At 69.5% G+C, this 21,655-nt stretch carries 21 protein-coding genes; 16 read left to right on the plus strand and 5 right to left on the minus strand.

The window, feature by feature from the left end:
- The first annotated feature begins 41 nt into the window (after positions 1 to 41).
- Genes JWS14_RS35005 through JWS14_RS35020 form a run of 4 tightly spaced genes read left to right on the plus strand, consistent with a single transcriptional unit; the run spans position 42 to position 3,907 of the window.
- Complete coding sequence (locus JWS14_RS35005) at positions 42 to 884, plus strand: NUDIX hydrolase (protein ID WP_072937720.1); 843 nt, start codon at positions 42 to 44, stop codon at positions 882 to 884.
- A 57-nt stretch (positions 885 to 941) separates the two neighbouring features.
- Entirely contained in the window at positions 942 to 1,721 is a 780-nt protein-coding gene (locus JWS14_RS35010) for an enoyl-CoA hydratase/isomerase family protein (protein ID WP_072937721.1), read from the plus strand.
- Between the two features lie 55 nt (positions 1,722 to 1,776).
- On the plus strand, positions 1,777 to 2,748 hold the full coding sequence (locus JWS14_RS35015) for a class I SAM-dependent methyltransferase (protein ID WP_072937722.1): 972 nt from the start codon (positions 1,777 to 1,779) through the stop codon (positions 2,746 to 2,748).
- Position 2,749: 1 nt separating this feature from the next.
- The gene (locus tag JWS14_RS35020) at positions 2,750 to 3,907 is read left to right on the plus strand and encodes a THUMP-like domain-containing protein (RefSeq protein ID WP_072937723.1); all 1,158 of its coding nucleotides are present in this window, start codon (positions 2,750 to 2,752) and stop codon (positions 3,905 to 3,907) included.
- 39 nt (positions 3,908 to 3,946) lie between these two features.
- Here the strand turns inward: JWS14_RS35020 and JWS14_RS35025 are convergent, their stop codons facing one another.
- Complete coding sequence (locus tag JWS14_RS35025) at positions 3,947 to 5,254, minus strand: outer membrane protein assembly factor BamB family protein (RefSeq protein ID WP_206015265.1); 1,308 nt, start codon at positions 5,252 to 5,254, stop codon at positions 3,947 to 3,949.
- A gap of 234 nt (positions 5,255 to 5,488) precedes the next feature.
- Here JWS14_RS35025 and JWS14_RS35030 point away from each other — a divergent pair, with 234 nt between their 5' ends.
- Together JWS14_RS35030 and JWS14_RS35035 are read left to right on the plus strand one after the other, a co-directional pair.
- Complete coding sequence (locus JWS14_RS35030) at positions 5,489 to 6,232, plus strand: acyltransferase (protein WP_072937725.1); 744 nt, start codon at positions 5,489 to 5,491, stop codon at positions 6,230 to 6,232.
- A 25-nt stretch (positions 6,233 to 6,257) separates the two neighbouring features.
- Positions 6,258 to 6,515, plus strand: coding sequence for a DUF3253 domain-containing protein (locus JWS14_RS35035; protein WP_072937726.1), 258 nt, complete (start codon positions 6,258 to 6,260; stop codon positions 6,513 to 6,515).
- A 65-nt stretch (positions 6,516 to 6,580) separates the two neighbouring features.
- Here the strand turns inward: JWS14_RS35035 and JWS14_RS35040 are convergent, their stop codons facing one another.
- From JWS14_RS35040 to JWS14_RS35050, 3 genes are read right to left on the minus strand one after another with little or no spacing between them, the layout of a single operon-like run.
- On the minus strand, positions 6,581 to 7,825 hold the full coding sequence (locus tag JWS14_RS35040) for a glycosyltransferase family 4 protein (RefSeq protein WP_072937727.1): 1,245 nt from the start codon (positions 7,823 to 7,825) through the stop codon (positions 6,581 to 6,583).
- A complete protein-coding gene (locus tag JWS14_RS35045; protein WP_174705452.1) occupies positions 7,822 to 9,420 on the minus strand; it encodes a 1,4-alpha-glucan branching protein domain-containing protein in 1,599 nt (532 codons plus the stop codon). The genes JWS14_RS35040 and JWS14_RS35045 overlap by 4 nt, the downstream gene beginning before the upstream one ends.
- Complete coding sequence (locus JWS14_RS35050; protein WP_072937728.1) at positions 9,417 to 10,196, minus strand: class I SAM-dependent methyltransferase; 780 nt, start codon at positions 10,194 to 10,196, stop codon at positions 9,417 to 9,419. The genes JWS14_RS35045 and JWS14_RS35050 overlap by 4 nt, the downstream gene beginning before the upstream one ends.
- 241 nt (positions 10,197 to 10,437) lie before the next feature.
- Here JWS14_RS35050 and JWS14_RS35055 point away from each other — a divergent pair, with 241 nt between their 5' ends.
- From JWS14_RS35055 to JWS14_RS35095, 9 genes are all read left to right on the plus strand, one after another.
- A complete protein-coding gene (locus JWS14_RS35055) occupies positions 10,438 to 11,238 on the plus strand; it encodes an electron transfer flavoprotein subunit beta/FixA family protein (RefSeq protein ID WP_072937729.1) in 801 nt (266 codons plus the stop codon).
- Positions 11,239 to 11,284: 46 nt separating this feature from the next.
- Positions 11,285 to 12,241: an electron transfer flavoprotein subunit alpha/FixB family protein gene (locus tag JWS14_RS35060; RefSeq protein WP_072937730.1), complete on the plus strand. Its 957-nt coding sequence runs from the start codon at positions 11,285 to 11,287 to the stop codon at positions 12,239 to 12,241.
- Between the two features lie 134 nt (positions 12,242 to 12,375).
- Positions 12,376 to 13,209 (plus strand): GNAT family N-acetyltransferase, encoded by an 834-nt coding sequence (locus JWS14_RS35065; protein ID WP_072937731.1) that lies wholly within the window; start codon positions 12,376 to 12,378, stop codon positions 13,207 to 13,209.
- Positions 13,206 to 14,129 (plus strand): lysophospholipid acyltransferase family protein, encoded by a 924-nt coding sequence (locus tag JWS14_RS35070; protein WP_072937732.1) that lies wholly within the window; start codon positions 13,206 to 13,208, stop codon positions 14,127 to 14,129. Before JWS14_RS35065 ends, JWS14_RS35070 begins: the two co-directional genes overlap by 4 nt.
- A gap of 17 nt (positions 14,130 to 14,146) precedes the next feature.
- Positions 14,147 to 15,367: a cysteine desulfurase family protein gene (locus JWS14_RS35075; RefSeq protein WP_072937733.1), complete on the plus strand. Its 1,221-nt coding sequence runs from the start codon at positions 14,147 to 14,149 to the stop codon at positions 15,365 to 15,367.
- Positions 15,367 to 16,461 carry a tRNA 2-thiouridine(34) synthase MnmA gene (gene mnmA / locus JWS14_RS35080; protein ID WP_072937734.1) on the plus strand — a complete coding sequence of 365 codons (1,095 nt, stop codon included), beginning with the start codon at positions 15,367 to 15,369 and terminating at the stop codon, positions 16,459 to 16,461. Before JWS14_RS35075 ends, mnmA begins: the two co-directional genes overlap by 1 nt.
- Positions 16,458 to 17,480, plus strand: coding sequence for a methionine synthase (locus tag JWS14_RS35085; protein WP_072937735.1), 1,023 nt, complete (start codon positions 16,458 to 16,460; stop codon positions 17,478 to 17,480). The genes mnmA and JWS14_RS35085 overlap by 4 nt, the downstream gene beginning before the upstream one ends.
- Before the next feature lie 41 nt (positions 17,481 to 17,521).
- Complete coding sequence (ligA, locus tag JWS14_RS35090) at positions 17,522 to 19,612, plus strand: NAD-dependent DNA ligase LigA (RefSeq protein WP_072937800.1); 2,091 nt, start codon at positions 17,522 to 17,524, stop codon at positions 19,610 to 19,612.
- Positions 19,613 to 19,669: 57 nt separating this feature from the next.
- Positions 19,670 to 20,158, plus strand: coding sequence for a GNAT family N-acetyltransferase (locus JWS14_RS35095; protein WP_072937736.1), 489 nt, complete (start codon positions 19,670 to 19,672; stop codon positions 20,156 to 20,158).
- Between the two features lie 39 nt (positions 20,159 to 20,197).
- On the opposite strand, the gene JWS14_RS35100 is transcribed toward JWS14_RS35095, so the two are convergent.
- Positions 20,198 to 20,848, minus strand: coding sequence for an ACT domain-containing protein (locus JWS14_RS35100; protein ID WP_025432327.1), 651 nt, complete (start codon positions 20,846 to 20,848; stop codon positions 20,198 to 20,200).
- A 204-nt stretch (positions 20,849 to 21,052) separates the two neighbouring features.
- Between JWS14_RS35100 and JWS14_RS35105 the strand changes: the two genes are divergently transcribed.
- Complete coding sequence (locus tag JWS14_RS35105) at positions 21,053 to 21,610, plus strand: antibiotic biosynthesis monooxygenase (protein ID WP_072937737.1); 558 nt, start codon at positions 21,053 to 21,055, stop codon at positions 21,608 to 21,610.
- Positions 21,611 to 21,655: the final 45 nt, after the last annotated feature.

Consider the following 21,655-nt stretch of genomic DNA (forward strand, 5'->3'; position numbering starts at 1 on the left):
CGACTGCGACGCGCGTCACCCGTCGGCGTAGGTTCCGAGGCATGGTCTCGAAGCAAGAGCAGACGCCCCGCGACAGTACCGACGTGGCGCCCAAGGACGCGTCCACCGTCATTCTCATCCGTGACGCCGCGGCAGGTGCCGCGGCGTCCGGCATCGAGGTGTTCCTCCTCCGCCGGGTGAAGGGGATGGCGTTCGCCGGCGGAATGACCGTGTTCCCCGGCGGCGGCGTCGACCCGTCCGACGCCGAGGCCGAGGTCGACTGGGCGGGACCGTCCGTCGACTGGTGGGCCGGGCGGTTCTCCACCGACGCGGCGCGCGCGAAGGCGCTCGTGTGCGCGGCGGTGCGCGAGACGTTCGAGGAATGTGGCGTGCTCCTCGCGGGACCGAGCGCGGACACGGTCGTGGCGGATACGTCGCGGTACGCCCAGGCCCGTACGCAGCTCGAGACACGCGAACTGTCGTTCAGCGACTTCCTCAAACGCGAGAACCTCGTCCTGCGGGCCGATCTGCTGCGGCCCTGGGCCAACTGGATCACCCCGGTCGGCGAGGGTCGCCGCTACGACACGCGCTTCTTCGTCGCCGCATCGCCGCACGGCCAGATCGCGGACGGCGCGACGTCCGAGGCCGAGGAGGTGCAGTGGCAGAGTCCGGCCGCGGCGCTCGCGCACTGGCAGGGCGGCGGAAGCATCCTGCTGCCGCCGACGTGGAGTCAGCTCACGGCGCTCAGCGCGTTCGGGTCGGTCGCGGACGTGCTGGCCGCGGAGCCCGAGATCCCGGTGATCCTGCCGACGCTGATCACCGGCGAGGAGCAGCTCCGCGTCGAGTTCCCGGGACAGGACGGCTACTACGAAGCCGGTCCGCATCCGTGGGCGTCACGCGGCTGATCGCGATGGGGCGGGCCGCGAAACCGGGTCGGAGGCAGACAAGTAGCCTTTTGCCTCATGGCTGAGTTTGTCACCCTCGAGGTATCCGAAGGCATCGGCACGATCCGGCTCGCGCGCCCCCCGATGAACGCTCTGAACCGTCAGGTTCAGCAGGAGTTGCGGGCGGCTGCGCGAGAGGCGACCGTCAATTCCGACGTGAAGGCCGTCATCGTCTACGGCGGCGAGAAGGTCTTCGCCGCGGGCGCGGACGTCAAGGAAATGTCCGAGATGACGTTCGGGCAGATGGCCGACGTGATCGGCGACCTGCAGTCCGACCTCGCGGCGGTCTCCGAGATTCCGAAGCCCACCGTTGCCGCCATCACGGGGTACGCGCTCGGCGGCGGCCTGGAGGTTGCGCTGTCGGCCGATCGGCGCATCGTGGGCGACAACGCGAAGCTCGGCGTGCCGGAGATCCTGCTCGGCATCATTCCCGGAGGCGGTGGCACCCAGCGTCTTGCCCGGCTGATCGGACCGTCGAAGGCCAAGGATCTGCTGTTCACGGGCCGGTTCGTCGACGCCGAGGAGGCCCTGGCGATCGGTCTGGTCGACGAGGTCGTGGCGCCGGACGACGTGTACGAGGCGGCACGCACCTGGGCGTCGCAGTTCACGAAGGGGGCGGGCCGCGCACTGGCCGCGGCCAAGGCGGCCGTCGACCGCGGGCTGGACGTCGACCTGGGCACCGGGCTGGCGGTGGAGCGTCAGCTGTTCACCGCGCTGTTCGCCACCCGGGACCGCAAGATCGGGATGGAATCGTTCATCGAGAACGGCCCGGGTAAGGCTCAGTTCACGGGCGAGTAGTCTGAAGCCCGAAACTAGAACCTGTTCACTCTTACCAGCGAGTAGGATTTGCCGCATGACTGCAAGCGCCCATGACGACCCAGCTCCTCATCCGCACGCCACCGCCGAAGAGGTCCAGGCTGCGCTGAAGGACACCAAACTGGCCCAGGTGCTGTACCACGACTGGGAAGCCGAGACGTACGACGAGAAGTGGTCGATCTCGTACGACGAGCGGTGCATCGACTACGCGCGCGGACGTTTCGACGCCGTCGCGGGCGATCAGCCGCTGCCCTACGAGCGGGCGCTCGAACTGGGCTGCGGCACCGGATTCTTCCTCCTCAACCTGATGCAGGGCGGAGTCGCGAAGACCGGTTCGGTCACCGACCTGTCGCCCGGCATGGTGAAGGTCGCGCTCCGCAACGCCGAGGGTCTCGGACTGTCCGTCGACGGCCGCGTCGCCGACGCCGAGACCATCCCGTACGAGGACGACACGTTCGACCTCGTCGTGGGACACGCGGTCCTGCACCACATCCCGGACGTCGAGCAGTCGCTGCGCGAGGTTCTGCGCGTCCTCAAGCCGGGCGGGCGTTTCGTGTTCGCCGGTGAGCCGACCACGATCGGCAACTTCTACGCCCGCTGGCTGGGTCGCGCGACGTGGGAGGTCACCACCCGGGTCACCAAGTTGCCGTTCCTCGCCGACTGGCGTCGCCCGCAGGCGGAACTGGACGAGTCCTCGCGCGCGGCTGCGCTCGAGGCCGTCGTCGACCTCCACACATTCGATCCGAGCGACCTCGAGAAGATCGCGAAGTCGGCAGGCGCCGAGCAGGTTCACGCGGCCACCGAGGAATTCGCCGCCGCTCTGCTCGGGTGGCCCGTCCGCACGTTCGAGGCCGCGGTGCCCCCGGAGAAGCTGGGCTGGGGCTGGGGACGTTTCGCGTTCACCGGATGGAAGACGCTCAGTTGGGTCGACGAGAAGCTTCTCCGGCACGTGGTGCCGCGTGGATTCTTCTACAACGTCATGATCACCGGCGTGAAGCCCGGCAACTGAATTGGGTTATGCGTTCACTCCCGGGGACGTGGAGTTCCTGCAGAGTGCGGACGGGGCAGACGCTCTCGCGGAAGTGGACGCCCTCGCCCTGACCGCGTCGACGCGCCTGGCCGACATCGGCCGGGCGCGTACACGTTTCGGCTCACACGTGGCGTTGCTGGTGGAGACCGTGCTGCTGCGACGGAAGGCGGCCGCCAAACTACCCGGCACCGAAAACTGGTTCTTCACCGACGACGCTCTGCAACAGGCGACGCCGCGTGCGGTCGCCGCACATCGTGCGTCGCGGCTGTCGGACCGGAACGTCCACGACGTCACCTGCTCGATCGGTGCCGAACTCGACGCGGTGGTCGGGACGGCGGCGACGGTGATCGGCAGCGACCTCGACCCCGTCCGCCTCCTGATGGCGCGGCACAACGTTCCTGGGGCGACGGTTGTGCGCGCCGACGCGCTCGTCCCGTGCACCCGCGGCACCGTCGTGCTCGCGGATCCGGCGCGACGGTCCGGTGGCAGGCGCACGCACGATCCCGCCGCGCTGGAACCGCCGCTCCCCGATCTGATCGACGCGTACCGCGGACGCGATCTGGCCGTGAAGTGCGCCCCCGGACTCGATTTCGACCGGCTCGGCTGGGACGGCGAGGTGGAGGTGGTGTCCCTCGACGGCGGTGTGCGCGAGGCCTGCCTGTGGTCGCCGGGGCTGTCCGGCGCCGGTGTCACGCGGCGGGCGAGCGTCCTCGGCTCCGACGGAACCGCGTGGACGGTGACGGACGCCGAGGACGACGACATCCCCGAACGCGCGCCGGGGGAATGGATCGTCGACCCGGACGGCGCCGTCGTGCGCGCGGGCCTGGTGCGGCATTACGCGGCCCGGCACGGACTGTGGCAGCTGGATCCCCGGATCGCCTATCTCACCGGCGATTCCGTTCCTGACGGCGTGCGGGGCTTCCGCATCCTCGACCAGGTGAAGTATTCGGAGAAGTCGCTGCGGCAGGAACTGGCCCGTCACGATTGCGGTGTGGCGGAAATCCTGGTGCGCGGCGTCGACGTCGACCCCGCGGTCCTGCGGCCCAAGCTGAAGCTGCGTGGAAGCCGTTCGCTCAGTGTGGTGATCACGCGGATCGGCCGGGCCGGCGTCGCCTTCATTTGCGCTTCGCGCCCGTGAGTACTTCTCAACCGCCCGCGGTTAAGAAGTACTCACGGGTCAGCGGAGGACGAACAGCTCCCCGAGCAGGGTGGGCGTGAGCACTTCGCCCTTCGGCCCGACGGACGTGCCGACCGTGAACCCCTTCGCCCCGGGCAGGGTCTCCTGGTCGAGGGTTTCGCCGGTTCCGGTGTCGAACGTGAGCATCGCCAGTCCGTCCGTGCCCTCGCGGACCACCGCGTACCCGGTGGACCCGGCCGTCTGCACCGGGACACCCAGCTGCAGCAGATCCTTCCGCTCCCAGACGAGTTCGGCGTGATCGCCCTTGTCCTGCAGTGCCAGCAGGTGGCCGTCGGGACCACCGGCGGGGATGATCAGACCGTCCGCGGACGTCGACGGGCTGCCTGCCGCGGCGTACCCGATGTCGTAGCTCCACTTCGGATCACCGGTCGCCGAGTCGATCGCCCACATCGTTCCCCAGTTGTCGTTGGCGTAGACGACGGAGCCGTCGGCCGACAGGTCGGGGCTGGACGCGCTGCCGCCCGGCAGAGTGTCGCTGGACCATTCCTGGGTGATCGCCGGGTTGTCGCCGCCGGAGTACTTCATCGCGACGAGTTCGGCCTGGGGTGCGCCGGGCGCGAAGAGCGTGAAGTAGAACTTGCCGGACTCGAGGTCGATGGCGGGCATGTTCGCCACCGGGCAGTCGGGGGCGCCGAAGAAGCAGCCGCGGAGGCCCTTGTCGTCGGGGAGGATGTCGATGTTGGCACCGTCGACGGGGGAGGGCGGCGGCACGAGATCGTAGGGCGCCACGACCTTCTGGCCGTTCTGCGTGTTCACGACGTTGATCTGGCCGAGCTGGGTGATGAAGAGGAGGTTGCCGTCGCCGGTGAACTGCGCGGACAGCGGGGTCCCGACCACCGGTGTGCGCCAACGCAGCTGGCCGTACTCGTTGAACGAGTTGATGGCGCCGTCCTCGCCGACGTACACGTTGGCGGCGCCGTCGACGACCGGTGTGGACGCCACGGCGCCGGGGGCGAGTTGCCGGCACCAGCGTTTGCGGCCGCTGTCCATCTGGTAGGAGAAGAGGTTGCAGCCCTTCTCGGTGCGCGCGGTGACGAAGATCTGGCCGCTCGCCGCCACGGACGCGTAGTTCGCGACAGGGCCGCCGAGCGGGCGCGACCATGCGAAGGAGAGGTCGCGGGAACCGGTGACGGGGCTGGTGTCGCTGTTGCGGGCGTCGGCGTGCATGCCGGGCCACCCGCCTGCCGAGAAGATGTCGTCGACCTGCGGTCCGCTGCTGCAGCCGCTGAGGACGACAGTCGAGATCGTCGCCAGCGCCAGTACTGACGAACGTAGGACCCGCCGCATTACATCTCCTCGTCTTCGATAACGCTCGGCCCAGAGACTATCCCGCCGAGGCGGGGCCGAGCACACGCCCCGAGGCGGGGCCGAGCACACGCCCCGAGGCGGGGCCGAGCACACGCCCCGAGGCGGGGCCGAGCACACGCCCCGAGGCGGGGCCAGCGTCACACCCCGATGGCGGTGTCGGAGTCCGGACGCACCCGAACGGGGGTACGGGCGGTGAACGTAGGCTGACAGGCTATGACGAGCATGTGGGGCGCACCGTTGCGTACGAGGTGGCGAGGATCCCGGCGGAGCGACAGCGAGCAGGCCCGCTTCCTGACACGCGCCTCGCTGCGATGGGTGCTGGCGAACAAGGCGTACACGCCGTGGTACCTGGTGCGGTACTACCGGCTCGCGAAATTCAAGCTCGCCAACCCGCACGTGATCCTGCGCGGCATGGTGTTCCTCGGCAAGCGGGTGGAGATCCATTCGACCCCCGACCTGTCCCGGCTCGAGATCGGCCGGTGGGTGCACATCGGCGACGGCAACGCCATCCGCTGCCACGAGGGTTCGCTGCGCATCGGCGACAAGGTGGTGTTCGGCAAGGACAACGTCGTCAACACGTACCTGGACATCGAGATCGGTGCGTCGACGCTCGTGGCGGACTGGTGTTACATCACCGACTTCGACCACCGCATGGACGACGTGAATGTCCCGATCAAAGATCAGGGCATCGTGAAGGGCCCGGTCCGCATCGGTCCCGACACGTGGGTGGCGGCCAAGGTGACGGTCCTGCGCAACACGCGCGTGGGGCGCGGCTGCGTTCTCGGTGCGCACGCCGTCGTGAAGGGCGATATCCCCGATTTCAGCATTGCCGTCGGGTCGCCGGCCAAGGCCGTGAAGAACCGCAAGGCGGAGTGGGAGGCGGGCGCGGCGGACCGCGCGAAGTACATCGCGGCCCTCGAAGACATCGCTCGCAAGAAGGCGGCGCAGGAGAACTGAGCGGCGCGGTGGCATAGTCGGCAGCATGACCTCGGCGGACGGCGAACTCGAGGACCGCATCCGGGCGCTCCTCGACGCCCGGGCCGACACCGCGAGCATTTGCCCGTCGGACGTCGCGCGAGCCGTCGCCCCCGGCGACTGGCGGCCCCTCATGGAGTCGGTGCGGGAGGCCGCGCGGCGTCTGGCCGCCGCCGGCGAAGTCGAGATCACCCAGAAGGGTGATGTGGTGGATCCGGACTCGGCTCGGGGTCCGATCCGGATCAGGCGGGCCCGCACGAACTGAGCGGCGAATGTATCGCTCGCGCACCGAACGCGCCGAACGGTACATTCGCCCGGTCAGCGCCAGGCTCAGCGTCCGGGCAGGGGGCGCTCGGGAATCTCCGGCCGCGCCAGCGGATGCCGCACGCGACGTTTGGCGCCCGCGTAGACGTGGACGGTCTCCTCGGCCACCTTGTGCCAGTCGAAATCGGCGGTGAGGCGGTCGCGGGCGGCGACTGCACGCTGTTGCGCCCCGGCCGGGTCGTCGAGGACCTCCCGGACCGCGGACGTGAGTCCGGTGACGTCGCCCGGCTGGAACGACATGCCGGTTTCGCCGTCGACGACCGCTTCACCGAGACCGCCAGCGGTGGACGCGACGAGGGGGGTTCCGGAGGCGGCGGCCTCGAGCGCGATGATGCCGAACGGCTCGTACCGGCTGGGCAGGACGATGGCGTCGGCGCCGTGCAGCCACCCGAGCAGTTCGACGTGGTCGAGGTTGCCGAGGAAGTTCACGGCACGGGCGACGCGATGCGTGCGGGCCTGCTGATAGAGCCAGGTGAACTGGGTGCCCTCCCCGGCGATCGACAGCGTCGTGCCGGGGTGGCTGCGGCGGATGCGGGGGAGCGCGGCGATGGCGTCCTGCACGCCCTTCTCGTATTCGAGGCGGCCGACGAACAGCAGTTTCGGCGGTCCGGACCGTGGCGCACGCTCGCGGAAGCTCCACGTGGTGAGGTCGATTCCGTTGCGGATCACCGTGATCGGCGGGAGCTGCGGACCGTAGAGTGCGGTCACCTCGTCCTGCATCGACGCGGAACACGTGATGAGCGCGTCGGATTCGTTGGCCAGCCACCATTCCACCGAATGCACCTGCCGGTTGATCCGACCGGACACCCAGCCGCTGTGCCGTCCGGCTTCAGTGGCGTGGAGCGTGGAAACCAAAGGGACGTCGTAGAATTCGGCCAACGCGATGGCCGGATGCGCCACCAGCCAGTCGTGCGCGTGCACCACGTCCGGATGCCAGCCTTCCCCGACACCCGGCTTGTGCAGTGCGACGCCGGCCCGCACCATCGCGTGCCCCATCGCGAGCGTCCACGCGAGCATGTCCTCGCCGAACACGAAGTGCGCGGGGTCCTCGGCGACGGCGACCACCAGGACGCCGTCCTCGATGTGGGTGACGGTGGGATGGGTCGACGCGTCGGTGCCCGACGGCCGCCGCGACAGCACCACCACTTCGTGTCCGGCGGCAGCGAGTTCGGTGGCCAGGTGGTGCACGTGGCGGCCGAGGCCGCCGACCACGACGGGTGGGTACTCCCACGACACGATCAGGATCTTCACGACGCCCCTCCCTCGGTGCCCGTCAGCCGGTGGTCCCCGGCGGGCAGACGTCGCGCGTCGAGCCCGGGAAACAGGCCGTCGGCGCGGTTCCATCCCTCTGCGAGTCTGCTCGCGGCCGCTTCCTTGCCCGCCGACACGGCGGCGGCGATCTCACGGGTGGCGTGCGCGTGCTTGTGTGCCCGGTCGCGGGCGTACCCGGCCGCCGAATCCTTGCTGACCATGAACGCCCAGTCGCTCGACACCGTCATCAGTGCCTCGCGCAGCATCTGGTCGTTCACGCGGTTTCGCAGCGCGGGACGTCCGGGGGCGGCGTCGTGGTCGTGGGTCTTGTCGACGGTATCGAGTGCGGTCCCGACCACCTCGGAGTTGAGTTGCACCAGGTCCGCGACCTGATCGCCGGCCCACACCCGCCAGTCCTTGCCGGATCCCCACGACGAGTTCTCGAGCTGGACGGGTTCGCCGACGTAGCCCTGGCTGCGGGCGTCGTCGAGGGTGCCGACCCGGATCCCGGCCTCGGGCAGCGCGCGCAGCACCTTCTCGAGCCATTCGGGGCCCTCGTGCCACCAGTGCCCGAACAGTTCCGTGTCGAACGCGGCGACGACGAGTGCGGGCCGGTCGATGCGGCCGGATTCGTCGCGCAGCCGCTTGCGGACGGTGGCGACGAAGTCGGCCACGTGCCGGTCGACCGCCGCCGACGCGAGGGCGGGGTCGTACGGCGCCTTGTCGGCCGAGTCGACCGTGCGGCCGGTGACCCGGGCCGGTTTGAGTCCCGTGGCGTGGTCGTACGTGTGGAAGTCGCGATAGGCGCCGTGGCCGGGGTAACCCGACTTCGGCGACCACACCCGGTAGCTGACCTGCAGATCGCGTCCGAACGCGACCACGTCCGACTCCCGGACCGGCCGGCCGAGGGAGGTGTCGCCGCGCAGCGCGGGACCGTCGACCATGAAATGCGTGACGCCGGCCTCGGCGTATCCGGTCTCCATGCCGGGGGTGTACCCGCATTCGGGCCCCCAGATACCTGTCGGCGTGCAGTTCCACCGGGCGGCGGCGTCGGCGAGCCCCTCGCGGAGGGAGAACGACCGCAACCGCGGATCGAGCAGCGGCTGGAACGGGTGGGCGAGCGGACCGCCGAGCAGTTCGAACGACTCTCGGTCGAGGAGGTCCCGCAGCACTGGCGAGCCGCCGTGGCGCCAGCGCACCTCGAAGTCGGCGAGGGCGGCGGCGGACGCACGGTGTTCGCGCGCACCGAGTTCGCGGTGCGCGTCGTCGGGCATGCCTGCCGCCTCGTGCGCGCGGATCTGCCAGTTCCCGAGCCAGTGGTGCATCCCGGCGAGGCAGTGCGGGTCATCGAGCTGAGCTGCGAGAACGGGGGTGATGCCGAGGGTCAGCAGATGCGAGCGACCCTCGTCGGACAGCCGCCGCAACATCGCGGTGAGGGGGAGGTACGACGCCGCCCACGACTGGTAGAGCCATTCCTCGCCGACGGGCCAGCGGCCGTGGTTGGCAAGCCAGGGCAGGTGGGAGTGCAGGACCAGGCAGAACATGCCCGGTTCCGTCGCTTCGCCCGCTCCGGTGCGGTTGTCGGATTCGGTCACCGAACAGGATCCTTCACCGCGATGGCCACCAGGTCGAGGCTGTCGTCGATGTCGCCTTCGTGCAGTGCGAAATCGTCGACGGTGATGCCCTCGACGTCGCGGGTCAGTTCCTCGGGCCACGGTTCGCCGGCGAGTGCACGGTCGATCTGCGCGCCGATGAACGAGCCGCCGTGCTTCGTGTCGAGGGCCTTCAGCCGCGTGCCGTGGTGCACGCCGGTCATGAGGGCGACGGTGAATCCGGCCTCCTCGAGCAGTTCGGTCAGCTCGGCCGCGTCGAGTTCGCGGGTGTGGAACGGATTCAGCGGCGTGTCGCGGCCCGGCGAGAACGTGATGCGGTTGGGTGTGCTGACGAGCAGTTCCCCTCCGGGGGTCAGCACCCGGAAGCACTCGCGCAGGAATTGGGCCTGGTCCCACAGGTGTTCGATCACCTGAAAATTGACGACGGTGTCGACGGATTCGTCGCCGAGGGGAAGCTCCGCGAGATTGCCGTGCAGCATTTCGACCCGGGGGTACCGCGCGCGGACGTGTTCGACGGCGGAGATGTCGTAGTCGAGTCCGGTAACGCCCTGTGCCACATCGGCAATCATGTTGGCGCCGTAGCCTTCTCCGGATCCGGCCTCGAGTACCCGGCGTCCCGCGCAGCGGGGGAGGAGGTCGCGGTAGACGACCTCGTGCCGCCGGAACCAGTAGTTCTCCTCGGGGATACCGGGCACGGTCCGCTCGCCCGTGAGGGGCAGTGGTGCGTCCTCGCGGTCGCCGACAAATGATTCGCTCACCGGTGCGAGGTTAGTGCCCCCGGCAAGGTCGCTCGTCCAGGTGGTCTACATCACAGCGGTGAAATGCGGTTTCGGCCGTTATGGTGAACGAGACTTTCACGCAAGTTACCGATGGGTAACTTAGCGTGGGGTAATCTGTCGCAGAGCAATCGTGCGACGAAATATCGAAGGCGAGAGCTCGGCCCACGCGGAGCGACTCACGATAACCACGCAAGAACACACAGGAGGTCGACGAAGACCCATGACGAACATCGTTGTTTTGATCAAGCAGGTCCCCGACACGTGGTCCGAGCGCAAGCTGACCGACGGCGACTACACGCTTGACCGCGAGGCCGCCGATGCAGTGCTCGACGAGATCAACGAGCGCGCCGTCGAAGAAGCGCTCCTGATCAAGGAGGCTCAGGGCGGCGAGGTGACCGTCCTCTCCGCAGGTCCGGACCGCGCCACCGACGCCATCCGCAAGGCCCTGTCCATGGGTGCCGACAAGGCAGTGCACATCAACGACCCGGCCCTCCACGGCTCCGACGCGGTGCAGACCGCGTGGACGCTGGCCGCGGCGCTCGGACAGATCACGTTCGAGAACGAAGAACCTGCCGACCTGATCATCGCCGGTAACGAGGCCACCGATGGCCGCGTCGGCGCCGTTCCGGCCATCATCGCCGAGTACCTGGGCATCCCGCAGCTCACGCAGCTGCGCAAGCTCACGGTCACCGACGGCACCGTCACCGGCGAGCGCGAGACCGACGAGGGTCTCTTCGGCCTCGAGGCGAGCCTGCCGGCCATCGTCAGCGTCACCGAGAAGATCAACGAGCCCCGCTTCCCCTCCTTCAAGGGCATCATGGCCGCGAAGAAGAAGGAAGTTCTCGTCTACACGCTGGCCGACCTCGGTGTCGACCCGGAGACCGTCGGTGTCGCCAACGCGGGCACCACCGTCACCGCCTCCACCCCCAAGCCCCCGCGTACCGCTGGTGAGCGCATCGTCGACGAGGGCGACGGCGGCAGCAAGATCGCTGCCTACCTCGTGGGCCAGAAGATCATCTGATCGCGCCCCTCTACAGACCAGCAGACACACACAGGGAGAGTTAGACATGGCAGAAGTACTGGTGCTCGTCGAGCACGCAGAGGGTGCGCTCAAGAAGGTCAGCACCGAACTCATCACCGCCGCTCGCGCGCTCGGTGAGCCGGCCGCAGTGGTCACCGGTCCCGCCGGTACCGCCGACAAGCTCGCCGAGGGCCTCGCCGCCGCAGGCGCGGCCAAGATTTACGTCGCCGAGTCGGATGACATCGACGGCTACCTGATCACCCCGAAGGTCGACGTACTCGCGTCGCTCGTCGAGTCGGCAGCTCCGGCCGCGGTGATCACCGCCGCCAGCGTCGAGGGCAAGGAGGTCTCCGGACGTCTTGCTGCCCGCATCGGCTCCGGCCTGCTCGTCGACGTCGTCGACGTGAAGTCCGACGGCAGTGCCGTGCACTCCATCTTCGGTGGCGCGTTCACCGTCGAGGCGAAGGCCAACGGCGACGTCCCGGTCATCTCGGTCCGCCCGGGCGCCATCGAGGCGAAGCCCGAAGCCGGTGCAGGCGAGAAGGTTTCCGTCGAGGTTCCGGCCCAGGACGAGGGCGCCGTCAAGATCACCTCGCGTGATCCGATCGTCGGTGGCGACCGCCCGGAGCTCACCGAGGCGACGGTCGTCGTCTCCGGTGGTCGCGGTGTCGGCAGCGCCGACAAGTTCACCGTCGTCGAGGAACTCGCAGATTCGCTGGGTGCCGCTGTCGGTGCTTCGCGTGCCGCGGTCGACTCGGGCTACTACCCGGGCCAGTTCCAGGTCGGTCAGACCGGTAAGACGGTCTCCCCGCAGCTGTACATCGCGCTCGGCATCTCCGGTGCCATCCAGCACCGCGCCGGTATGCAGACGTCGAAGACCATCGTCGCCGTGAACAAGGACGAGGAAGCCCCGATCTTCGAGATCGCGGACTACGGCATCGTCGGCGACCTGTTCAAGGTTGCGCCGCAGCTCACCGAGGCAGTCAAGGCCCACAAGGGCTGATTGTCGACCGACGGCGGCCCCGTTCCCTTCGAGGGAGCGGGGCCGCCGTCGTATCTTCCGTCGTTCATCCGGGCTGCATCGACACGACACCCGGGCGATGCCCCCACGCCGCCCCTGCTCGGTAAACCTGCGCCATGACAACTTCGTCAGTTCTCCGCGCACCGAGTGAGACCGCCGATTCTGTTGTAACCGCGCCCCGATACTCCCTGGTCGTCTCGTCCGACCGCGAACACCGCGTGGCAGCCCAGCGGCTGCGCTACCGCGTGTTCGCCTCCGAACCCGGATTCTCCGTCCCCGCACACGCGGATGCCCTCGACGCCGACCGGTTCGACGACTTCTGCGACCACCTCCTCGTTCGGCACGAGGAGACCGGCGAATTCGTCGGGTGCTATCGCATGCTCCCGCCCGACGCCGCCTCCCAGGCCGGCGGCTATTACACCGCCACCGAATTCGACATCTCGGCACTCGATCCCGTCGGCAACCGCATCGTCGAGATGGGCCGGGCGTGCGTCGACCCCGATCACCGTTCCGGTTCGGTCCTGAGCCTGATGTGGGCCGGGATCCTCCACTACCTGCAATTGACCGGATACGAGTGGGTGATGGGCTGCGTCTCCGTGCCGATGCGGGAGCACCCGGACGAGGTGGCCGGTTCCAACGTCCGCGGCGTGCGTGATCTGCTGCTCCGCAAGTACGGCAGCGACCCGGCCTCCCGGGCCGTGCCCAGGAACCCGGTGCGCGTCGACGGGCGATCACTCGACGAGATCGACCCGCCCGCCCGCCCGGTCCTGCCGCCGCTGCTCCGGGGATATCTGCGCCTCGGCGCCAAGGTGTGCGGCGAGCCCGCGCACGACCCGGAATTCGGTGTCGCCGACTTCGTCGCCCTGCAGGGACTGCACGGCGCGAACGAGCGGTACCTCGACCGCCTGCGTTCGGCTTCGGCCACTTTCGAGGCGGGGGCGCAGGCATGAGCGCCGCGGTGCCGGAGACGGCCGCAGTGCCCGTGCATTCGTGGATGCCGTCGAGTCCGTGCGGCGCGGGATGCCTGCCCGCGGAGGCGAACGCCGTGTCGATCCCGACCGTGGTCGTGCGGTGGTGCCTCGTGGTGTCGGCGCTGGCGACGGCGCCGCTCCTGACCGCAGGATGGTTGCTGCCGCGGTCGTGGCGGACCGGTCTGCAGCGTCGGTACGCGGCGATGCTGTTGCGCTGCGTGGGAATTCGCCTCGTCGTGGTCGATCACCGAGGAAAGCGTCGGCACGACGGCGGGCTTCTGGTGGTGGCCGGCCACGTGTCCTGGACCGACGTGCTGGTGCTCAGCGCGCTCGCACCGGCGAACTTCGTCGCCCGCGGCGATCTGCTGGACTGGCCGGTGCTGGGTTCGCTCGCCCGGCGGATGCGGGTCGTCCCGATCGAACGGCAGAGCCTGCGGGCGCTCCCGGGCACGGTGGCGACGACGGCGGGCAGGCTGCGCGACGGCGAACGAGTCGTGGCGTTCCCCGAGGGCACCACATGGTGTGGACGGGCGTACGGCGGATTCCGGCCCGCGCTGTTCCAGGCGGCGATCGACGCGGAGTGCCCGGTTCAGCCGATCTCGCTGCGATACACCGGACGGGGCGGGGAACTGACGACCGGGCCGTGCTTCGTGGGCGAGGAGACGATCGGCCGGTCGATCCGGCGCATCATCCGTCAGAAGGGCGTCAACGCCGAGGTCCGGCTGGCGCCGATCGAGTATCCGGGGGAGTGCCGCCGCGATCTGGCGGCCCGATGCGAACGCGCCGCCCGAGGCGACGAACGCATCGATCTCGCAGCGCACGACATCGTCGATCCGCTGCAGAGTGCGGTCGGGGCGGCGGCTGCGGACATCGAGGCGGCGGAGCGTCTCGTCGCCTGAGCTATCCTGGTCACGTCATGACCTCTGCCCGCAGTGCCGATCACCCCGTCTACCTGGACCACGCAGCCACCACTCCCATGGTGCCGGCGGCCGTCCGGGCGATGACCGACATCTTCAGTACCGTGGGCAATGCGTCCTCGCTGCACGGTTCCGGGCGCGCCGCCCGCCGTCGCATCGAGGAGGCCCGCGAGTCCATCGCCGCCGACCTCGGCGCCAGGCCGTCCGAGGTCATCTTCACCTCCGGTGGCACCGAGAGCGACAACCTCGCGGTCAAGGGCATCTTCTGGGCGCGGCGTGACGCCGACCCCGGACGGGTGCGGATTTTGGCCAGTGCCGTCGAGCATCATGCGGTGCTCGACGCGGTGGAGTGGCTCGAGAAGCACGAGGGCGCACAGGTCACGTGGCTGCCCGTCGACGAACTGGGCCGGGTGTCGCCGCAGGCGCTGCGCGACGAACTCGCCGTCCATGCGGACGAAACCGCCCTGGTGACGATCATGTGGGCCAACAACGAGATCGGCACGATCATGCCGATCACCGAACTCGCCGCGGTGGCGGCCGAGTTCGGTGTGCCCATGCACAGCGACGCCGTCCAGGCCGTCACGCACATCCCCGTGGACTTTGCTGCCAGCGGGCTGTCCGCGCTGAGCATCGCCGCGCACAAGGTCGGCGGACCGCAGGGTGTCGGTGCACTCCTGCTGGGACGGCAGGTGCCGTGTGTGCCGTTGCTGCACGGCGGGGGACACGAACGCGACCTGCGTTCGGGCACCCCGGACACCGCCGGTGTCGTCGGCATGGCGGCGGCGCTGCGCGACGCGACCACGAACCTCGACTCCCGCGCCGCGGACCTGTCCGTCCTGCGCGACCGCCTCATCGAGCGCGTCGGGGAGATCGTCCCGGACGCCGTGCTGAACGGTCCGGTGGGCAGCGCGCGACTGCCGGGCAACGCCCACTTCACGTTCCCCGGTTGCGAGGGCGATTCGCTGCTGATGCTGCTCGACGCCGCCGGGATCGAGTGTTCGACCGGTTCGGCGTGTACCGCCGGTGTCGCCCGCCCCAGCCACGTCCTGACCGCGATGGGCGTGGAGGCCGCGACCGCGCGCGGATCGTTGCGCTTCTCCTTCGGGCACACGTCGACGGTCGCGGACGTGGATGCAGTCATCGCGGCACTGCCGCAAGTTGTGGAGCGGGCCCGCGCCGCCGGGCTCGCCGGTGTCGGAGCGCGTGGAGGGAATCGTTGATGCGAGTACTGGCGGCCATGAGCGGCGGCGTCGATTCCGCCGTGGCGGCGGCACGGGCAGTCGCTGCCGGACACGACGTGGTGGGTGTGCATCTCGCACTCTCCGCCGAGCCGGGCACGCTGCGCACCGGTTCCCGGGGCTGCTGCTCCAAGGAAGATGCCGGTGACGCCCGGCGTGCCGCGGACGTGCTCGGAATCCCGTTCTACGTCTGGGATTTCGCCGACCGCTTCAAGGAAGACGTGATCGACGACTTCGTGGCGTCCTACGCGGCGGGGGAGACCCCCAACCCGTGCCTGCGGTGCAACGAGAAGATCAAGTTCGCTGCGCTCGCGGACCGCGCGATCGCCCTAGGGTTCGACGCGGTGGCCACCGGTCACTACGCGCAGCTCGACAACGGTGTGCTGCGCCGGGCCGTCGACGCGGACAAGGACCAGTCGTACGTGCTCGGTGTTCTGACGGCCGAGCAGCTGTCGCGGGCGATGTTCCCCGTCGGCGACACCCCGAAGGACCGGATCCGGGAAGAGGCCGCCGAACGCGGTCTCGCCGTGGCGAACAAGCCCGACAGCCACGACATCTGCTTCATCCCGTCCGGTGACACCCGGGCATTCCTCGGCGCCCACATCGGTGTCCGTCCGGGCAGTGTGGTCGACGCCGATTCGGGTGAGGTGCTCGCGGAACACGAAGGCGTGCACGGGTTCACGATCGGACAGCGGAAGGGCCTCGGCGTCCAGGGCCCCGCGGCCGACGGGCAGCCGCGGTACGTGACGTCGATCGAACCCGAAACCGGCACCGTCCGTGTCGGTTCGGCACGCAACCTCGAAGTGCACGCGATCAGCGCGGACCGCGCCGTGTGGACGTCCGGGAGCGCGCCGGCCGGACCGGTCGAATGCACCGTCCAGGTGCGCGCGCACGGCGGACTCGCCGAGGCGGTGGCGGAAGCCGTCGACGGAGGTATTCGCATCTCGCTGCGCGAACCGCTCACCGGTGTGGCGAAGGGGCAGGCCGTCGTTCTGTATCGGACCGACCCGGCGGGCGACATCGTGCTGGGCAGCGGAACCATCTCGGGCACCGACGCGCATCCGAACACGCAGTGACGCAGGATATTTCATTGGCCGGTGGCGTCACCGGCGTCGGCTCGTGGCCCGGAGCGGACCCGCGTGAAGCCGCCACCGTCGTCCTCGGCGAGCTCGGCAGGCTCCCGCACCTGGTGGAGCTGCCCGCCCGCGGGCTCGGCGCCGACATGATCGGCCGCGCCAGCGCCCTGCTCGTGGATCTGCAACTGGACGTGTCCACGTCCGCCTACCGCGTGGTGCAGCGTCGCGGCTCGGTGGCCAAGCGGGCGACCGACTTCCTGAACCAGGACCTCGACGCGCTCGAGGAAGCGTGGGAGAGTGCGGGCCTCGTCGGGGCCGATCACGTGGTGAAGGTGCAGTCGGTCGGTCCTCTCACGCTGGCGGCCGAGGTGGAACTCGGCACCGGAAGGCGCGTGCTCACCGACCCCGGTGCGGTGCGCGATTTCGCCGAATCGCTGGGGGAAGGACTCGCGCGGCATGCCGCGGAGGTCACTCGGCGTCTCGGTGCGCAGGTGCTGATCCAGTTCGACGAGCCACGACTGCCAGCTGTGCTGGCGGGCACGCTGTCCGGTCGGTCGAGGCTCGAGACCGTGCGGGCGATGCCGGAGCCGGAGGCTCTCGCCGTGCTCGAGGCCGCCCTCGCCGGGTCCGGCGGAGTGACCATGGTGCACTGCTGCTCCGCGGACCTGCCCACGGACCTGCTGCGGCGCAGCAGTGCGCGCGCGGTCGGTCTGGACGTGTCGCAGCTGGCGCCTTCGGACCTGGACGGCATCGGCGAGTTGCTCGACGCGGGCAAGGAGCTGGCGCTGGGGCTGATCCCGACCACCGCTCCCGCCGTGCCCGCCACCTGGCGCGACCTCGCCCGACCTGCGGTGACGCTGATCGACCGGCTCGGATTTCCGCGCACGACGCTGCGGACCCAGGTCGCCGTGACACCGGCCTGCGGACTCGCGGGCGCCGACGGCTCCTGGAGCCGCGACGCGCTGAAGTTCTGCGCCGAGGTGAGCAGCGCGTTCACCGACGACCCCGAATCACTCTGAGTACGGCGTTCGGTGTCGGCCGGACCGGTTAATCTTCGATGGTGAGTGAATCGACCGAAGCCCCGACACCGGCCCCCGGACACGTCCGGGAGCACTGGAACGAGCTGGCCGAGGAAGTGCGGCAGCACCAGTTCCGCTACTACGTCCGCGACGCGCCCATCATCTCCGACGGAGAGTTCGACGTGCTGTTGGGCGAGCTGAACGACCTCGAGAACCAGTACCCCGACCTGCGGACGCCGGATTCGCCGACTCAGCTCGTCGGCGGCGGATTCGCCACCGACTTCGCCTCCGCCGACCACCTCGAGCGGATGCTGAGCCTCGACAACGTCTTCGCGACCGATGAACTGCGCACCTGGATCAGCCGGGTGGAGCAGGAGACCGGCCCCGACCTGCACTACCTGTGCGAGGTGAAGATCGACGGCGTCGCGCTGAACCTGGTGTACGAGAACGGCAGACTCGTCCGCGCCGCCACCCGCGGCGACGGCCGGACCGGTGAGGAAGTGACGCTCAACGCCCGGACCATCGACGATATCCCGGAAAAACTCACCGGCACAGACGAATACCCGGTTCCGGCGCTCCTCGAGGTGCGCGGCGAGGTGTTCTTCCGGCTCGAGGACTTCGCGGCACTCAACGCGGCGCTCGTCGAGGAGGGCAAGGCGCCGTTCGCGAATCCCCGGAACTCCGCGGCCGGGTCACTGCGGCAGAAGAATCCGGCCGTCACGGCCCGCAGGCGCCTCGGGATGATCTGCCACGGCCTCGGCCGGAGCGAAGGATTCGAGCCGGCCTCCCAGTACGACGCGTACACGGCGCTGGCGGCGTGGGGCCTGCCCGTGTCGACCCACACCGTCCGCGTCACGGGCGCGGACGCCGTCGTGGACAGGGTGCAGTACTGGGGCGAGCACCGGCACGACGTGGAGCACGAGATCGACGGTCTGGTGGTCAAGGTCGACGAGACGTCGCTGCAACGCCGGCTGGGGTCCACGTCGCGGGCGCCGCGCTGGGCGATCGCGTACAAGTACCCGCCGGAGGAGGCCACCACCAAGCTCCTCGACATCCGGGTCAACGTCGGCCGCACCGGCCGGGTCACTCCGTTCGCCTACATGGAGCCGGTCACCGTCGCCGGATCCACCGTCTCCCTCGCCACCCTGCACAACGGCTCCGAGGTCAAACGCAAGGGCGTGCTGATCGGCGACACGGTGGTGCTGCGCAAGGCCGGCGACGTGATTCCCGAGGTCCTCGGGCCCGTGGTCGACGCCAGGACCGGCGACGAATACGAGTTCGTGATGCCGGCGAACTGCCCGGAGTGCGACACGCCGCTCGCTCCCGCCAAGGAGGGCGACGCGGATATTCGCTGCCCCAATCAGCAGTACTGCCCCGCGCAACTCCGGGAACGTGTGTTCCACGTCGCGGGCCGCGGTGCGTTCGACATCGAGGTGCTCGGCTACGAGGCCGCGACGAGCCTGCTCGAAGCGAAGGCGATCGGCGACGAAGGCGACCTGTTCTCGCTCACCGAGGACGATCTGCTGAAGACGACGCTCTTCCGGACCAAGGCCGGCGGGTTGTCGGCCAACGGCCGCAGGCTGCTCGACAATCTCGATACCGCCAAGGACAAGCCGCTGTGGCGGGTGCTGGTCGCCCTGTCGATCCGCCACGTCGGTCCGACGGCGGCGCGGGCGCTCGCGGGCGAGTTCGGGTCGCTCGACCGGATCCGGGAGAGCTCCGTCGAGGAACTCGCGGCGGTCGACGGGGTCGGCGGCACCATCGCCGCGGCCGTCGTCGAATGGTTCGGCGTCGACTGGCACCGGCAGATCGTCGACAAGTGGTCGGCGGCCGGTGTGCGCATGGAAGACGAACGCGACGAATCGATTCCGCGCAACCTCGAGGGCCTGTCGATCGTCGTCACGGGTTCGCTCGAGACGTTCTCCCGCGACCAGGCGAAGGAGGCGATCCTCGTCCGGGGCGGCAAGGCCGCGGGTTCGGTGTCGAAGAAGACGGCGTTCGTGGTGGCCGGCGAATCCCCGGGGTCGAAGCACGACAAGGCCGTCGAACTCGGTGTGCCGGTCCTCGACGAGGACGGGTTCCGTCGACTGCTGGAGGGGGGACCGGACGCGGTCGCGGATTCCGGAGTGTGACGGGAACCTCACACTCGAGTTTTGGGCGGCGTGAGCTGTCCTGTCATAGTTCTGGACATGATCGAGATTCGGAATGCGACACCGGACGAGTACGAGGCCGTCAGCGACCTCACGGTGATCGCCTACGTGGGCGGCGGACACGTCGAGGCACACGATCCGTACACGAACCGGTTGCGCGACACCGCTGAACGAGCGGACAAGGCGGAGGTCCGGGTGGCGGTGTTGGAGGGCCGGGTCGTGGGTTCCGTCACGATCGCGGAACCGGCGTCCCCGTACGCCGACGTCGCGCAGCCGGGGGAACTCGAATTCCGGATGCTCGCCGTGTCACCCGACGCCCGCGGTTCCGGCGTCGGGTCGGCGCTCGTGCGGCACGTGCTCGACACGGCCTACGACCGCGGCGACCGCGCGGTCGTGATGTCGACCCAGTCCGACATGGAAGACGCCCGCCGCATCTACGACCGCAACGGGTTCGTGCCTGTGCCCGACCGCAATTGGGCGCCCGTCCCCGGTGTCGAGCTCACCGTCCTGGTCCGCGAACTCGTCTGAGGCGACCACGGCCCCGGACCTTCCGGCCCGGGGCGGAGGTCAGCTCAGCACGGTCGCGATGATGCCGGCGAGGTAGCCCAGCCGGGCGATCTCGGACGGACGGAACTCCGGGCCGCCGGGGCGGCCGAGCATCAGCACCCGGCCGGTGGTCCCGAGGGGAGCCGCGGCGAGTGTGGTGTTCATGTCGCGCCACACCTGCGGCACCCAGTCGCCCTCGCCGTCGAGCGCGGTGGGCTTCTCCAGCGGCATCCACGGGATCTCGGTGGCGTGCGTCTCGGGCGCTCCCGAGCTGCCGACCACCCGGTATGCGCCGTGCGGGCCGAGGTCTGCGACCACGGACCAGCCGACCCGGAGCACCCGCGGGGCGCCGTCGACGAGGACCTGCAGTCGATCGTCCGCGGCGGTGGCGACCTGGTCGATGAGCTCGAGCTCGCGGTGGGTGTCGAGTATTCCGGCGTACGGCCGGATGGAGTCGACGGTGACGCCGGGCAGGTTCTCGGCGGCCGTGATGAGGGTGTCGGGGAGCGATCCCGGCTCGACATCGACGACGAGGTCGTCGATGGCGAATCCGGCACCCCGTTCCACCACGTCGAGCGACAGAATGTCAGCACCCACCGAGCCCAGGGCGACGGCGAGAGAGCCGAGGCTACCGGGACGGTCGGGGAGCTGGACGCGAAGCAGATACGACACGTGCGTCCCTTTCACCACGAGATAGACGCGGGAGTACCTGCGACCCCCGTCGCTCACCATCCTTGCACTTTCGTTCCCGAGTATGCGGTCCCCCCTGCGGCTTCGCCCGGGGCGGGACGGGGATTCGCAGGTCGCGTTCGATTCGTGACATCGCCGATACGGATTCGCCTCGTGCGCGAAACACGACGGCCCAAACATGGGTGCATGAACACCACGGCAACGGGAGTGACGACGTCCGTCTCGAGGCGGGTGGCGGCGGGCCGGGAGCAGGAATTCCTGCGCTGGACGGACGCCGGGATGGCGATGGCGGGCACGTTCCCGGGGTTCCTCGGCGGGGGCTGGCTGCGCGCGGCGTCCGACCCCGAGCAGTACCACGTGGTGTACCGGTTCGCGGACGAGCACACGCTCGCCGCGTGGACCACCTCGCCCGCGCGGAAGGTGTGGGTGGGGCGGGGGACGGGTCTGGCGCAGGACACGGTGACGCACCGGCTGACCGGGGTGGAGGGCTGGTTCGAACCGCAGTCGACGCTCACCCACGCCGTGCGGGTCAGCGTCCCACCGCCGCGGTGGAAGCAGGCGGTCACCATCTGGCTCGGCTTCTTCCCGATCTCGCTGCTCGTCGCGGTGTTCGTCACTCCCCGGCTGGCGCCCCTGGACGTGGTGACCCGCACCGTGGTGGCGACGGTGCTCACGACTCCGGTGATGGTGTTCGTGGTTCTGCCGTTCCTGACGGCCAGGTTGCGGCGCTGGCTGCACGGCTGATCCGGGCACTGCTCTAGGCTGGGACCCACTTGTGTACGTCCGAAT

The sequence above is a fragment of the Rhodococcus koreensis genome, assembly GCF_017068375.1.
Classification (GTDB): domain Bacteria; phylum Actinomycetota; class Actinomycetes; order Mycobacteriales; family Mycobacteriaceae; genus Rhodococcus_F; species Rhodococcus_F koreensis.

Excerpts from the sequence above, each read along its gene's own strand:
- JWS14_RS35005 (WP_072937720.1), top strand. The coding sequence starts at position 42 with ATGGTCTCGAAGCAAGAGCAGACGCCCCGCGACAGTACCGACGTGGCG.
- JWS14_RS35010 (WP_072937721.1), top strand. The coding sequence starts at position 942 with ATGGCTGAGTTTGTCACCCTCGAGGTATCCGAAGGCATCGGCACGATC.
- JWS14_RS35015 (WP_072937722.1), top strand. The coding sequence starts at position 1,777 with ATGACTGCAAGCGCCCATGACGACCCAGCTCCTCATCCGCACGCCACC.
- JWS14_RS35025 (WP_206015265.1), bottom strand. The coding sequence starts at position 5,254 with ATGCGGCGGGTCCTACGTTCGTCAGTACTGGCGCTGGCGACGATCTCG.
- JWS14_RS35030 (WP_072937725.1), top strand. The coding sequence starts at position 5,489 with ATGACGAGCATGTGGGGCGCACCGTTGCGTACGAGGTGGCGAGGATCC.
- JWS14_RS35035 (WP_072937726.1), top strand. The coding sequence starts at position 6,258 with ATGACCTCGGCGGACGGCGAACTCGAGGACCGCATCCGGGCGCTCCTC.
- JWS14_RS35055 (WP_072937729.1), top strand. The coding sequence starts at position 10,438 with ATGACGAACATCGTTGTTTTGATCAAGCAGGTCCCCGACACGTGGTCC.
- JWS14_RS35060 (WP_072937730.1), top strand. The coding sequence starts at position 11,285 with ATGGCAGAAGTACTGGTGCTCGTCGAGCACGCAGAGGGTGCGCTCAAG.
- JWS14_RS35065 (WP_072937731.1), top strand. The coding sequence starts at position 12,376 with ATGACAACTTCGTCAGTTCTCCGCGCACCGAGTGAGACCGCCGATTCT.
- JWS14_RS35070 (WP_072937732.1), top strand. The coding sequence starts at position 13,206 with ATGAGCGCCGCGGTGCCGGAGACGGCCGCAGTGCCCGTGCATTCGTGG.
- JWS14_RS35075 (WP_072937733.1), top strand. The coding sequence starts at position 14,147 with ATGACCTCTGCCCGCAGTGCCGATCACCCCGTCTACCTGGACCACGCA.
- mnmA (WP_072937734.1), top strand. The coding sequence starts at position 15,367 with ATGCGAGTACTGGCGGCCATGAGCGGCGGCGTCGATTCCGCCGTGGCG.
- JWS14_RS35095 (WP_072937736.1), top strand. The coding sequence starts at position 19,670 with ATGATCGAGATTCGGAATGCGACACCGGACGAGTACGAGGCCGTCAGC.
- JWS14_RS35105 (WP_072937737.1), top strand. The coding sequence starts at position 21,053 with ATGAACACCACGGCAACGGGAGTGACGACGTCCGTCTCGAGGCGGGTG.